14 protein-coding genes are annotated in these 13996 nt (G+C 62.1%); 10 read left to right on the top strand and 4 right to left on the bottom strand.

Going from position 1 to position 13996, the window contains the following annotated elements:
* The first annotated feature begins 113 nt into the window (after window positions 1-113).
* The 6 genes from fmdA to V6607_RS20720 are packed head-to-tail and all read left to right on the top strand — an operon-like array spanning window position 114 to window position 5704.
* Window positions 114-1343, top strand: a complete 1230-nt coding sequence (gene fmdA / locus V6607_RS20745; RefSeq protein ID WP_003218608.1) for a formamidase — start codon at window positions 114-116, stop codon at window positions 1341-1343.
* Window positions 1344-1345: 2 nt separating this feature from the next.
* A complete protein-coding gene (locus V6607_RS20740; protein ID WP_008432727.1) occupies window positions 1346-1693 on the top strand; it encodes a zinc ribbon domain-containing protein in 348 nt (115 codons plus the stop codon).
* Between the two features lie 15 nt (window positions 1694-1708).
* Entirely contained in the window at window positions 1709-2752 is a 1044-nt protein-coding gene (locus tag V6607_RS20735; RefSeq protein ID WP_003218599.1) for an aliphatic amidase, read from the top strand.
* 3 nt (window positions 2753-2755) lie between these two features.
* Window positions 2756-3712, top strand: a complete 957-nt coding sequence (locus V6607_RS20730; protein WP_134326951.1) for an AAA family ATPase — start codon at window positions 2756-2758, stop codon at window positions 3710-3712.
* A gap of 50 nt (window positions 3713-3762) precedes the next feature.
* Window positions 3763-4326 carry a DUF2239 family protein gene (locus V6607_RS20725; RefSeq protein ID WP_134326950.1) on the top strand — a complete coding sequence of 188 codons (564 nt, stop codon included), beginning with the start codon at window positions 3763-3765 and terminating at the stop codon, window positions 4324-4326.
* Between the two features lie 22 nt (window positions 4327-4348).
* On the top strand, window positions 4349-5704 hold the full coding sequence (locus V6607_RS20720; protein WP_003218590.1) for an MATE family efflux transporter: 1356 nt from the start codon (window positions 4349-4351) through the stop codon (window positions 5702-5704).
* Between the two features lie 124 nt (window positions 5705-5828).
* On the opposite strand, the gene V6607_RS20715 is transcribed toward V6607_RS20720, so the two are convergent.
* The 3 genes from V6607_RS20715 to V6607_RS20705 all read right to left on the bottom strand — a co-directional run bounded on the left by V6607_RS20715 (window position 5829) and on the right by V6607_RS20705 (window position 8279).
* Window positions 5829-6290 carry a DUF4440 domain-containing protein gene (locus tag V6607_RS20715; RefSeq protein WP_008432732.1) on the bottom strand — a complete coding sequence of 154 codons (462 nt, stop codon included), beginning with the start codon at window positions 6288-6290 and terminating at the stop codon, window positions 5829-5831.
* A 72-nt stretch (window positions 6291-6362) separates the two neighbouring features.
* Window positions 6363-7334, bottom strand: coding sequence for a GlxA family transcriptional regulator (locus V6607_RS20710; RefSeq protein ID WP_008432734.1), 972 nt, complete (start codon window positions 7332-7334; stop codon window positions 6363-6365).
* 165 nt (window positions 7335-7499) lie between these two features.
* Complete coding sequence (locus tag V6607_RS20705; RefSeq protein ID WP_134326949.1) at window positions 7500-8279, bottom strand: helix-turn-helix transcriptional regulator; 780 nt, start codon at window positions 8277-8279, stop codon at window positions 7500-7502.
* Window positions 8280-8394: 115 nt separating this feature from the next.
* Here V6607_RS20705 and V6607_RS20700 point away from each other — a divergent pair, with 115 nt between their 5' ends.
* Window positions 8395-9279, top strand: a complete 885-nt coding sequence (locus V6607_RS20700; protein WP_134326948.1) for an EamA family transporter — start codon at window positions 8395-8397, stop codon at window positions 9277-9279.
* On the opposite strand, the gene V6607_RS20695 is transcribed toward V6607_RS20700, so the two are convergent.
* The gene (locus V6607_RS20695; protein WP_008432737.1) at window positions 9257-9814 is read right to left on the bottom strand and encodes a GNAT family N-acetyltransferase; all 558 of its coding nucleotides are present in this window, start codon (window positions 9812-9814) and stop codon (window positions 9257-9259) included. The two genes, V6607_RS20700 and V6607_RS20695, sit on opposite strands and share 23 nt — an antisense overlap.
* A gap of 147 nt (window positions 9815-9961) precedes the next feature.
* Here V6607_RS20695 and V6607_RS20690 point away from each other — a divergent pair, with 147 nt between their 5' ends.
* From V6607_RS20690 to V6607_RS20680, 3 genes are all read left to right on the top strand, one after another.
* On the top strand, window positions 9962-10462 hold the full coding sequence (locus V6607_RS20690; RefSeq protein ID WP_003219490.1) for a sigma-70 family RNA polymerase sigma factor: 501 nt from the start codon (window positions 9962-9964) through the stop codon (window positions 10460-10462).
* A gap of 32 nt (window positions 10463-10494) precedes the next feature.
* Window positions 10495-11469 (top strand): FecR family protein, encoded by a 975-nt coding sequence (locus V6607_RS20685; protein WP_008432738.1) that lies wholly within the window; start codon window positions 10495-10497, stop codon window positions 11467-11469.
* A gap of 96 nt (window positions 11470-11565) precedes the next feature.
* Complete coding sequence (locus tag V6607_RS20680; protein WP_003219493.1) at window positions 11566-13971, top strand: TonB-dependent receptor; 2406 nt, start codon at window positions 11566-11568, stop codon at window positions 13969-13971.
* Window positions 13972-13996: the final 25 nt, after the last annotated feature.

Genomic DNA, 13996 nt, shown 5'->3' with positions numbered 1-13996 from the left:
ACGGATATGCCCCCCAACCCCAAAGACGCATACGTCATCCAACGTATTCCCCGCCCAACCCCATCCCCGTGAGACTGCTCCCGACAGCCAACCCACCCTCCGGGAGCACCTCGATGACCGACACCCTGATCAAAGTCGACCTCAACCAACCCGTCACCGAAAACGAACAGATCCACAACCGTTGGCACCCGGACATCCCGATGGCTTGCTGGGTCAAACCCGGCGATGACTTCATCCTCGAAACCTACGACTGGACCGCCGGCGCCATCAAGAACAACGACGACGCCAGCGACGTGCGCGACGTCGACCTCTCCACCGTACATTACCTCTCCGGCCCGGTGGGCGTACACGGCGCCGAACCCGGCGACTTGCTGGTGGTCGACCTGCTCGACATCGGCGCCAAGGCCGACTCCCAGTGGGGCTTCAACGGGTTCTTCTCGCGCCAGAACGGCGGCGGCTTTCTCACCGATCACTTCCCCAGCGCGCAAAAAGCCATCTGGGATTTCAAGGGCATGTTCACCAGCTCCCGGCACATCCCGGGCGTCAATTTTGCGGGCCTGATCCACCCCGGCCTGATCGGCTGCCTGCCCGACCCGGTGATGCTCGCCGACTGGAATCGTCGCGAGCAGGAGCTGATCGACACCAACCCGACCCGCGTCCCACCCCTGGCCAACGCCCCGCTGGCCGCCACCGCGCACATGGGCAAACTCAAGGGCTCGGCCCGTGATGATGCCGCCGCCACCGGTGCCCGCACCGTGCCGCCCCGTGAGCATGGCGGCAACTGCGATATCAAGGATTTGTCCCGCGGCTCGAAGATCTATTTCCCGGTGTACGTCAACGGCGCCGGCCTGTCGGTGGGCGACTTGCACTTCAGCCAGGGCGACGGCGAAATCACCTTTTGCGGCGCCATCGAAATGGCCGGCTGGGTGCACATGAAGGTCGAGCTGATCAAGGGCGGCATGGCCAAATACGGGATCAAGAACCCGGTGTTCAAGCCAAGCCCGATCACCCCGAACTACAAGAACTACCTGATCTTCGAAGGCATCTCCGTCGACGAACAGGGCCAGCAGCATTACCTGGACGTCAATGTCGCTTACCGCCAGGCCTGCCTGAATGCGATCAACTACCTGACCAAGTTCGGCTACTCACCGGCCCAGGGTTATGCGTTGCTCGGCTCGGCGCCGGTGCAGGGGCATATCAGCGGCGTGGTGGACATCCCCAACGCCTGCGCGACGTTGTGGCTGCCGACTGAAATCTTCGAGTTCGACATCAACCCCAATGCCAGCGGCCCGACCCAATTCCTCGACGGCAGCATCGACCTGCCCATCGCTCCGGACCTGTAGCCATGCCGACCTACGAATATGCCTGTGAGTCCTGCGGCACCTTCACGATGCTGCGGCCCATGGCCCAGCGTCACGAACCCAGCCAATGCCCGTATTGCGACGGCCCGGGCGGGCAGTTGCTGCTGTCGGCGCCGGCGCTGACCACGCTGTCGGCCAATCAGCGCAAGGCCATAGCCGGTAACGAGCGCAGCGCCCATGCGCCGCAAACCGTCGGCGAATATCAGGCAGCGCGCAAGCACCCGGCGGGCTGCAGTTGCTGTGGCACCAGCAAGCCGGTGGTGCCGAGCAAGGCCAACCCGCTGGGGCTCAAGACCAGGACCGGGCCACGGCCCTGGATGATCAGTCACTGACCGAGGAGATTTGCAATGCGCCATGGCGACATTTCCAGCAGCCCGGACACGGTCGGCGTTGCTGTCGTGAACTACAAGATGCCGCGCCTGCACAGCAAGGCCGAGGTCATCGATAACGCGAAGAAGATTGCCGAGATTATTGTCGGCATGAAGCAGGGTTTGCCCGGCATGGACCTGGTGGTGTTCCCCGAATACAGCACCATGGGGATCATGTACGACCACGACGAGATGATGGCGACCGCTGCGAGTATTCCCGGCGAGGAGACGGCGATTTTCTCCGCGGCCTGTCGCCAGGCCAATACCTGGGGCGTGTTTTCCCTGACCGGTGAACGCCACGAGGAGCACCCGCACAAGGCGCCGTACAACACGCTGGTGCTGATCAATAACCTCGGCGAGATCGTCCAGCGTTATCGCAAGTGCATTCCGTGGTGCCCGATCGAGGGCTGGTACCCGGGCGATCGCACCTACGTGTGCGACGGGCCCAAGGGCATGAAGGTCAGCCTGATCATCTGCGACGACGGCAACTACCCGGAGATCTGGCGTGACTGTGCGATGAAAGGCGCCGAGCTGATCGTGCGCTGCCAGGGCTATATGTACCCGGCCAAGGAGCAGCAGGTGCAGATGTCCAAGAGCATGGCCTGGGCCAATAACTGCTACGTGGCGGTGGCGAATGCGGCGGGGTTCGACGGGGTGTATTCGTACTTCGGGCACTCGGCGATCATCGGCTTCGATGGCCGTACCCTGGGCGAGTGCGGCGAGGAAGAAATGGGCATTCAGTACGCCCAACTGTCGGTGTCGCAGATCCGCGATGCGCGGGCCAACGACCAGTCGCAGAACCATCTGTTCAAGTTGCTGCACCGTGGCTACACCGGCATGCATGCCTCGGGCGATGGGGACAAGGGCGTGGCGGATTGCCCATTCGAGTTCTATCGCACCTGGGTGCTGGACGCGCAAAAGGCCCAAGAGAATGTCGAGGCCTTCACCCGTAGCACCGTCGGTGTCGCCGAATGCCCGGTGGGGCAGTTGCCCCATGGTGGTAAAGAAAAAACGGCGGGTTGAGGCATGCGGTTTACTTTTGAACCGGCCCAGGTCATGGCCTTGCTGCGCAGCCGTATCGTTGGCCAGGAAGCAGCCCTGGCCCAAATGGAAGGGTTGCTCAAGGTGGTCAAGGCCGATATCGGTGAGCGTGAGCGGCCGTTGAGCGTCAACCTGTTCATGGGGCCTACCGGGGTCGGCAAGACGGAAATCGTCCGGCTGCTGGCGCAGGCGTTGCACGGGCGTGCCGACGGGTTCTGCCGTATCGACATGCACACCCTGGCCCAGGAGCATTATGCCGCCGCACTCACCGGTGCACCGCCGGGTTATGTCGGCAGCAAGGAGGGCATCAGCCTGTTCAACAGCGAACTGATCCAGGGTAGCTACAGCCGCCCTGGTATCGTGCTGTTCGACGAGTTGGAGAAAGCCAGCCAGGAGGTGGTGCGCAGCCTGCTGGGCATCCTTGAAAACGGCCAGCTGACGCTGGCGGGCGGCGCTCGTACGCTGGACTTTCGCAACAGCCTGATCTTCATGACCAGCAATATCGGCGCCCAGCAGGCGCGTCGGCACCGGCAACGCTTTGCCCCGTTGCGCTGGTGGGGGCGCGGTGAAGCGGGGGTGTTGGAGGACGCCTTGCACCGCCACTTCGAGCCGGAATTTCTCAATCGCATCGATCGTATCCTGATGTTCGAGCCCATCGACCATCAGTGGCTTGAGGCGCTGCTCAAGGTGGAACTCGGCAAACTCAATCAACGCCTGGCGGCGCAGCACCGATCATTGGTGCTGGATGAATCGGCACGCGCCTGGTTGTGCCGCGACCATGACGTACGGTTCGGCGCCCGCGCCTTGGGCCGCCGATTGCGGGTGGAGCTGGAGCCGGCGATTGCCGAATGCGTATTGCGCGACCCGGGTGTGGGCCCCATGGGCGCGACTGTCGACGGTGATCGTTTGGTGGTTTCGCAACAAGCGGCTTGCATTCAATAAATTTCAGACTAATATGATCCGGGTAAAACAAAATAATCCGGGTAAAAGTCATGAGCGCATCACACTGCACCGCCTTCCTTGGCCACCAACGCGTGGCTGCCGGCTCTTATGCCGACGTCGCCAAAAACCTGAAAAGCCTCGACCTGGCGACGGGCAGCTTGCTGGTGTTTGATGACGCCAGCGGTGTTCAAGTCGACTATCCCTGGCCCGCCGGTTACGCACCGCAGCAACCGACCGTCGCGGTGACGGAGGCCGACGTGCCGGCGTCACCTACTGTAGGCCGTCCGAAGCTGGGGGTGGTCGCCCGTGAAGTGACCTTGCTGCCGAGGCACTGGGAGTGGCTGGGACAACAACGCGGCGGCGCCTCGGCGGCCTTGCGCCGGTTGGTGGACGAAGCGCGCAACGCCCATGCCGAGCACGATGAGCGGCGCCAGGCGAAGGAGTCCAGCTATCGTTTCATGAGCGCCATCGGCGGCGACCTGCCAGGTTTTGAAGAAGCCTCGCGGGCGTTGTTTGCCCAGGACGGCGCCGACTTTTCCAACAAGATTGCGCACTGGCCGGTGGATGTGAAGTTGTACCTGGCCTGGTTGTCACGCAACGCTTTCCCTGCCTAATTGCATTGAGATCCGAACCTTCATGGAAGTCACCCAGCAACGACCGTTGTGGCAGATCTACCTGATCTTTCTGGCACCCATGGTGCTGTCCAATTTCCTCCAGAGCTTTTCCGGCACGCTGAACGGGATCTATGTCGGGCAGATGCTCGGCACCCAGGCGTTGGCGGCGGTGTCGGGGATGTTCCCCATCGTGTTTTTCTTTATCGCCCTGGTGATCGGCCTGGGGGCGGGTGCTTCGGTGCTGATCGGCCAGGCGTGGGGCGCGCAGGAAACCTCGATGGTCAAGTCGATCACCGGCGCCACCCTGACCCTCGGCGCCCTGATCGGGGTGATCGCGGCGGTGCTGGGCAGCGTGTTTGCGCGCCCGGCAATGCAGGCCCTGGGCACACCGGTGGATGTGCTGGATGACGCGGTGGGTTATGCGCAGATGATGATGTTGATCATGCCGCTGTTGCTGGTGTTCATCCTGTTCACCCAACTGCTGCGGGGCGTGAGTGACACGGTGTCGCCCTTATTGGCGCTGATGGTGTCGACCACCGTGGGCCTGGTGCTGACCCCTGCGCTGATCAAGGGCTGGCTGGGCCTGCCGCCGATGGGTATCCAGAGCGCGGTGGTGGCGGGGTTGGTGGGGAATGCCCTGGCGATGACGTTCCTGGTGCTGCGCCTGCGCCATAAAAACCACGTGATGGCGCCGGATCGCCAGTTGATGGCGGCGCTGCGGCTGGATCGGGTGATCCTGGGCAAGGTCCTGCGTATCGGGTTGCCCACTGGGTTGCAGATGGTGGTGCTGTCGTTGTCGGAGCTGGTGATTCTGGCGCTGGTCAACAGCCATGGTTCCCAGGCGACGGCGGCGTATGGGGCGGTGACGCAGATCGTCAACTATGTGCAGTTTCCGGCGTTGTCGATTGCGATCACGGCGTCGATTCTGGGGGCGCAGGCGATCGGGGCGGGGCGCCTGGAGCGGATCGGGCCGATCCTGCGTACGGGGATTTTGATCAACCTGTGCCTGACGGGTGGGTTGATAGTGCTGGGGTATGTGTTGTCGCACTGGCTGTTGGGGTTGTTCATTACCGACGTGGATGCGCGGGTCAAGGCCGAGCACCTGCTGCATATCATGCTCTGGAGCATCCTGGTGTTCGGTTTCCAGGCCGTGGTGGGCGGGATCATGCGGGCCAGCGGGGTGGTGCTGGTGCCGGTGGGGATCTCGATCGTTTGCGTGTTGGGGGTGGAGTTGCCGGTGGCGTATCTGCTGAATGCGCGGTTTGGGCTGGAAGGGGTGTGGATGGCGTTTCCGGTGACGTATCTGGCGATGTTGGGGTTGCAGACGGCGTATTACCGGTTGGTTTGGCGGCATAAGCAGATCAAGCGGTTGGTGTGAGTGTGTGGGGTGGCGCGGGTACCTATTCGTCATATAGGTACCGGCCATCCAGGACTATCAGATTGATGACGCAACGCTAAGACGCGTAAGCGTTTGCGCCAAGGTCTCGTTTTCGGACATCGGCTTATTTGAAGTTGGTATCGGCGATCGGCATGATGCTCGCTACACGCCAGCCATCCTTGCCCATGACCAGCGTCTGGCTGATCAGGAAGGTGCTGTCGGTAGGTGTTTCACCGGCGTGGCTACGGGTGAAGGTGATCGGCACCATCAGTTGCGCAACGTTATCGGCCACCAGCACCACGCTGAAGTGGCTCATGTCGGGCTTAAGTTGCCAGGCGCCCTGGTAGTACACCTTGAGCTTGCTGACCACCGCATCCGGCCCCCAGTTTTCGCCACCTCGGGCGTACCAGAGCATTTTTGGCGAGTCCCAGAGCATTGCCTTGATCTGGGTGAGGTCGTGGGCGTTTTGAGCGGCGACAAACCGGGTGAAGAAGGCGCGAGCGTCATCCTCTTTGGCTGCGGCGAAGCTTGTGGTGGCGCTAAGCAGGCTGAGCAAGGCGCCGAAGGCCAGGGCATAAGGTTTCATGGAGTTCCTCGGGAATCGGGTTGAGTGACCTGAGGTTTAGCCTAGGCTCGGGCAGGGCGAAGCAAAGGCCATTTAACCCTCGTTTCTGGACATTCCCGATGCCGCCGTTTCCGACCGGCTTCTTGCCGTGCGCCGCATCACCTGCGGCGGTTTGCCGAATTCGCGGATAAATGCCCTTCGCATGCGTTCGCTGTCGCCAAAGCCGGTCTGGCGGGCAATGCCTTCGATAGGATGACGGCCGTCCTGGATCAGCACCAAGGCTGTTTCGATCCGCAGCTTTTCAATGGCTTTGGCTGGGGATACGCCGGTCTGTGCTCGAAACGCCCTGCTGAATTGGCGCAGGCTTAAATGGGCTGCTTCGGCCAGTTCGTCGAGGCTCAGGCTGCGATGCAGGTTATTGCGCGCATAGGCTATGGCAGTCTGGATACGGTCGGTCTTCTGTTCCATGTCCAGCAGTGCCGAGGACTGTGGCTGCCCCCCGGCACGGCGGTTTTGCAGGATGAAGGTTTTCGATACCGCCCGCGCTACCGTCGCGCCAAGATCGGCTTCGACCATCGCCAGGGCTTGGTCGATGCCAGCGGTCATGCCGGCGCTTGTCCATAGCGAACCGTCGACGATAAACAAACGCTCCTCTTCCAGCCGCACCTTGGGGTAGCGTTTGCGGAATTCTGCCGCGAAAAACCAGTGGGTGGTCGCTCGCATACCGTCAAGCAAACCGGCTTGGGCCAGGAAGAAGGTTCCGGAGCAGGTGGCGGCCAGGCGTCGGCTATTTCTGGCAGCCTGACGCAGGTAATCCAGCAAGCCGGGCGTGAATTCGCGGTCATTGCCGCCACCGATGATCACCGTGTCGAATGCAGTCTTGCCGAAGGCTTCAGTCTGCACCACCACGCCGAGTGAACTGCGTACCGGCCCGCCGTGCTCCGAGATCAGACGTACGTCGTAATGGGTTTTACCCAATGCATTATTGGCACTCTCGAAAACTGACAGTGCAGAGAAACTCATGACGCCGAAACCGGAAAAGGTGATGAAACCAATGCGTTGCATGAGGCGCTCCAAAACCGTCTGATCTGTCAATCAAGGTGACAGACAGATTACCTGAAGCGGATTTTTTCCCGTAGTACCGCGTCGGTAAAGTCATTGACGCCGTTACCGCAGCAACGGGTAAATACCCCGGACCAATCCATCCACAAATCCCCCCACCGATCTCAATCAGCGTCGCAACTCGTTGCTGAAATAACGACTCGGCACCTCACCCAACACACGCTTGAACACCGTCGCAAACGCACTCGGGCTGCTATACCCCAAATCCAGCGCCACCCTGGTCACCGGTTCCCCATTGCCCAGCAGCACAATCCCCGCCAGCAGGCAGGCTTGCTGGCGCCACTGCAGGTAACTGATACCCGTGGCTTGACGAAACTGCCGGGTAAACGTCCGGCGGCTCATCCCCGCGCCGAAGGCCATGGCATCAATGCTGACCTCCAACGAAGGCCCAGCCAGAAACTCTTCGCAGGCCTTCGCCAATCGAGGCTCGGCCGGCAACGGCGCACACAGCGGCAGCACCGGCATCCGGGCGATCTCGTGCAGCAGCAAGCCCATCAAATAGCTGTCGCGGCCACCCATCGCGTAACGCGCAGGTACCTCGACGGCCTTCTCCAGCAACTGCCCAAGCAGCGGCGACACATCCAGCACCTGGCACTGTTGCGGCAACTCCAGCCGCCGCGCCGCCTGCGGGCGAATGTAGGTGTTGAGCATCGTCACCGGCCCGCGCATCAGCATGGCGTGGGACACATGCGGCGGCACCCAGATCGCGCGGCGGGGCGGCACCACCCAGTTACCGGTGGCGCTGTAGACGGTAATGACACCCTGGCTGGCATAGGCCAACTGGCCTCGCGGGTGCGCGTGGGCGGGGAACAGCTCGCCGTCGGCATAGTCGATGGCGGTCACGACCACGTCGCGCGGGGTGTTTTCGTAGGGATGAATATCGGGCATGGCCTGATTCTAGCCTTTGTTGACCCACAATCGCAGGCGGGCCATCGCGGTTTACGAAAAAATCTGTCGGATGCACGGCCTCCTGTCGTGCCACCGAGTCAATGGACCCGTCACGATGAAGCAAAAACACCTGTTACTGGCCGTCCTGGTGACGGCTGTGTGGGGACTCAATTTCCCCATTACCAAACTCGGCCTGGCCGAGATCAACCCGCTGTTGCTGACGGCCCTGCGGTTCACCCTGGCGGCGTTGCCCTGGGTGTTTCTGGTGCGCCGGCCCCAGGTCGCGGTGAAGTGGCTGGCGGCCTATGGCTTGATATTCGGGGTGGCGATGTGGGCCTTGATCAACCTCGGGATCGCCATGGGCGTACCCCCTGGCAGTGCCTCGCTGCTGATCCAGTTCAGCGCATTCTTCACCCTGGGCTGGGGCGTGCTGCTGTTTCGGGAAAGCCTTTCCCTGGCGCAATTGATCAGTGTGCTGCTGGCGGCCATGGGGTTGGCAGGCATGCTGCTGGGCGTGGTGGGGACGGCCACGCTGCTGGGGTTTGCCCTGGTGCTGTTCAGTGCCCTGGCCTGGAGCATCGGCAATATCATCATCAAGGTCTCCGGGGTGCGGGAGATCTTTGCCTTCGTAGTCTGGGCCAGCCTGTTTGCACCGCTGCCGCTGGTGCTGTTGACGTGGCTGCTGGACGGCCCGCAGGCCTTTGCTGCGTTGCCCGGGCAGTTGAACGGCGTGGCGTTGTTCTCGCTGGCGTTCCAGGTGTATGGCGCGACGCACTTTTGTTACTGGGGCTGGAACCTGCTGTTGCGCGAGTACCCGGTTTCCCGGGTGGCGCCCCTGTCACTGCTGATCCCGGTGTTCGGCATCGTCAGCTCAATGCTGATCCTGGGTGAGCGCCCCGGGGTTTCGCAGTGGCAGGCCATGGGCTTGATCCTCTTGGCCCTGATCGTCGGCCTGAAGAAGGGGCGCCCGTTGTGGGTCAGGCAGGACGGTCACGCTTGAGCAGGCCATACAGCGCGCTGTCCGAGATCTCGTCGCCGACCACCCAGCGCTCGCGCAGCAAGCCTTCGCGGACGAAACCCAGGCGCTCAAGCAGCTTCGCGGAGCCCAGGTTGCGTGGGTCAATGTCGGCTTCAAGGCGGCGCAGCCCGGCGGTGTTGAACCCATGGTCGATCACCGCGCGGGCGGCTTCGCTCATGTAGCCCTTGCCCCAATGCTGGCGGCCCAGGGTAAAGCCGATTTCAGCGCGGCGGCATTGCTCGTCGACATTGAACAGGTCGCAACTACCGATCACCTCGCCGGTGGCCAGCAACTCCACCATACACACCAGGTCTTCACCGGCAATCGATGCCTCCATCAATTGGCCGAAGCGTTCAACGGCTTGCTCGGCGCGGGTCATGGTGGGAAAGGAAAAGTAGCGCATGGCCTCGGGGTCGGACCAAATGGCAAACAGCGCGCGCCAGTCATCCTGATGGGGAGGGCGCAGGCCCAGGCGTTCGGTGGTGAGAAGTACGGGGGCGAAAAAGGGCAGGGTCATAAGGTGCTCGTCCGTGAAAGTCACGGGCGAATGCTGCCGGGATTGGGCGGGTTGTACAAGGGTCGAGGAAAGAGGACGACGGCAAGCAATTGCTCCACTTAATAGGAAGCATTACTATTCACACCCCACCTCCCCAGTGCTTCCTTGATGACTCCTCAGCCGCCCCGCAGAACAGGCTTTTTCGAGCACTACGAAGAGTTGATCGGGACCTGGACGCGCCGCCTGAGAAACCGTCAGCAGGCCGAAGACCTGGCCCACGACACTTTTGTGCGGGTGCTTGAATCCAGCGCCACCAAGGTTGAGCAACCTCGCGCCTATCTGCATCAAACGGCGCGCAATATCGCCGTTGACGCCTATCGCCGCGAGGACCGGCGGGAGGCGATGGCCCTGGAAGCCTTTGATCAGAGTTCGCCCCACAGTGGCGACCCGGAGCATTTCATGCACGCGATCCAGCTGGCGGATTCCATCGAGCGAGCCCTGGCCGAGCTGCCGCTCAATTGCCGCAAGATTTTCATCTGGCAGAAAATCGAGGGCCTGACCCAGCAGGAAATCGCCGAACGCCTGGGCCTGTCTAAAAACATGGTGGAAAAGTATATGATCCGCACCCTGCGGCATCTACGTGACCGCCTGGATGCGATGGCACCATGACCAATGCCCGCTTTGAAACAGGATCTTCCATGATGGATACCCGTGAGTGTGCCTGCGGCAGCGCGACGGCCCGCGACGAGGCGGCGCAATGGTTTGTGCGTGTGCAGGACAGCCCATTGAGCGCAGAAGAACGCGAGCGTTTTGATGCCTGGCGTGCAGAGCATGCCGAGCACCAGTACGAATTTGATGTGCTGCAAGGTTTGTGGAGTGCCACCGACCTGGTGCCCAAGGCGCGCTTGCAGGCGTTGTGCGATGCCCCGCAGCCGCGTGCGAAGCGCCGGCCCGTGCTGCGTTATGCAGTGGCTGCAAGTGTGCTGGCGGTGGCCCTGGGCCTGGGGTTGTTCAGTGGCCTGGATCATCCGGCGACGTACAACGCCGAGTTCCGCACTGCGTTGGGGGAGCGCCGGCAGGTGGCGTTGCCCGACGGCTCGCTGATGGACTTGAACAGCCGCAGCGTGGTGGCCGTGCACTATGTAAAAGGCCAGCGCGGCATCGAGCTCAAGCAGGGCGAGGCCATGTTCAGCGTCGAGCACGACACCAGCCGGCCCTTCGTGGTGGACGCCGGGGCAGGGCAGGTGACGGTCACCGGTACGCGTTTCGACGTGCGCCGCGATGACGACCAGACCCGCGTGGTGGTCGAGGCCGGTACGGTCAAAGTGCAAGGGCGCTCATCCGATGACATCGTGATGCTCACGGCCGGTCGGGGCACCCATGTGGATACCCGGGGCCAGGTGGCGGCTGCCTACGCCGTCAACCCTGAAGAGCTCACGGCCTGGCGCACCGGCAAACTGGTGTTCAACAACGCCACTCTCGGCGAAGTGGCTCGGGAGGTCTCACGTTACCGCGAGCAACCTTTGCGGGTCAGCGCGCCCGCGGTGAGCAACCTGCGCTTGACCAGCGTGTTCAAATCCACCGACACCGACGCCTTGCTCAAGGCCTTGCCGCACATTCTTCCGGTGGCCTTGCGCACCTTGCCGGACGGTAGCCAGGAAATAATTTCGCGATAGATTCAGGTTTTTTTCGAGTTCTTCGTCTTCTTGTGCAACTGCAACTGGTTTGCATTAACAGCCGCACTCTCTTGCGATCACAGGACTACGTTCGACGTGAAAAAACTCGCCATGAAAAACAATAAATCATCGCGCTGGGCACCCCTCGCCCTGGCGCTGGCCGTCAGCGCCGCACTGCCGGCGGCCTATGCTGACGATGGCATTCATATCCAGGCCCAGTCCCTGGGTTCGGCCTTGAGCCAATTGGGTCAGCAGACGTCGCTGCAAGTGTTCTTCAGCCCCGACATGGTGGCCGGCAAACAAGCCCCGGCCGTCGACGGCAACCTTTCGCCCGAACAAGCGCTGCGCCAGTTGCTGCAGGGCAGCGGCCTGGATTACCAGATCGATGCGGGCTCCGTGACCCTGCGCCCGCTGGGCAAGGGCACCGGCGAAGCCGGTTCGCCGCTGGAGTTGGGTGCCACCGACATCAAGGTGGTCGGCGACTGGCTCGGCGACGCGAATGCCCAAGTGGTGCAGAACCACCCGGGGGCGCGCACCGTGGTGCGCCGTGAAGCCATGGTGGAGCAGGGCGCGATGAACGTCGGTGACGTGCTGCGGCGCATTCCCGGGGTGCAGGTACAGGAGGCCAACGGCACCGGTGGCAGTGATATTTCCCTCAACGTCGGGGTACGCGGCCTGACCTCGCGTCTGTCGCCACGCTCCACGGTATTGATCGACGGCGTACCGGCAGCGTTTGCACCCTACGGCCAGCCGCAGTTGTCGATGGCGCCGATTTCCTCCGGCAACCTCGACAGCATCGACGTGGTGCGTGGCGCAGGCTCCGTACGTTATGGACCACAGAACGTCGGCGGCGTGATCAACTTCGTCACCCGGGCCATCCCGGAAAAATTCTCCGGCGAAGTCGGCACCACCCTGGAAACCGCGGCCCACGGCGGCTGGAAACACATTGAAAACGCCTTCATCGGCGGCACCGCCGACAACGGTATCGGTGCTGCGTTGCTGTATTCCGGGACCAAGGGCGATGGTTACCGCGACCGCAACAACTCCAACGACATCGACGACGTGATCTTCAAGACCCACTGGGCGCCGACCGATCAAGACGATTTCTCGCTGAATTTCCACTACTACGACGCCAGCGCCGACATGCCCGGCGGCCTGACCCAGAAGCAGTACGACGCCAACCCGTATCAATCGGTACGTGACTGGGACAACTTCAATGGCCGGCGCAAGGATATGTCCTTCAAGTACATCCGGCAGATCGACGACCGCACCCAGGCTGAAGTGCTGACCTACTATTCCGACAGTTTCCGCGGCAGCAACATCGCCAACCGCGACCTGAAGACCCTGGGTTCCTACCCGCGCACCTACTACACCTTCGGCATCGAGCCGCGTGTGTCCCATGTATTTGACCTGGGGCCGAGCACCCAGGAAGTCAGCGTCGGTTATCGCTACCTCAAGGAAGGCATGCACGAACAGGCCACCAGCCTGGGGCTGGTCAACAACGTGCCGACGCCCGTGGGCCAGAGTGACGGCCACGTGTACCAGGACCGTACCGGTGGCACCGAGGCCAACTCGTTCTATATCGACAACAAGATTGATATCGGCAAATGGACCGTCACCCCGGGCATTCGCTTTGAGCAGATTCGCACCGAATGGCACGACCGTCCGGTGGTAGGCCTCAATGGCGCCACGGTTCAGGAGAAACGTCGCGAGATCCACAACAACGAACCGCTGCCGGCCTTGAGCGTGATGTACCACGTCTCCGATGCCTGGAAGCTGTTTGCCAACTACGAAACCTCCTTCGGCAGCCTGCAATACTTCCAGCTGGGCCAGGGCGGTAACGGCGACCAGACCGCGAACGGCCTGAACCCGGAAAAAGCCAAGACCTACGAAATCGGTACCCGCTACAACGACAGCGTCTGGGGCGGCGAAGTGACGTTGTTCTACATCGACTTCTCGGACGAGTTGCAATACGTCAGCAACGATGTGGGCTGGACCAACCTCGGCGCTACCAAGCACGAGGGCATCGAAGCGTCGGCCCATTACGACCTGTCGAACCTCGACCCGCGCCTGGACGGCCTGACCGCCAACGCCGGCTTCACCTACACCAGGGCCACCTCCGAAGGCGACGTTGCCTTCAAGGGCCGCGACTTGCCGCTGTACTCCCGTGAAGTGGCCACCCTGGGGCTGCGTTACGACATCAACCACTGGACCCACAACCTGGACGTCTATGCCCAGTCCGGCCAGCGTGCGCCGGGCACCGGTACCACCTACATCACCCAGCCGACTGCTGATGGCCAGTACGGGGATATTCCCGGCTACGTCTCGGTCAACGTGCGCAGCGGTTATGACTTCGGTGCGCAACTGTCGAACCTGAAGCTGGGCGTCGGGGTAAAAAACGTGTTCAACCAGGAACACTACACCCGCTCCAGCGACAACAACTCCGGGATCTACCTGGGTGAACCGCGCACGTTCTTCGTGCAGGCCAGCGTCGGCTTCTGATGCGTGCCTGATCCCAGGTATCGAC

This window comes from Pseudomonas sp. KK18, from assembly GCF_037094675.1.
Lineage (GTDB): Bacteria > Pseudomonadota > Gammaproteobacteria > Pseudomonadales > Pseudomonadaceae > Aquipseudomonas.
Note: the sequence above shows the minus strand (reverse complement) of the source record. Positions and strands in the feature narration are given on the sequence as shown.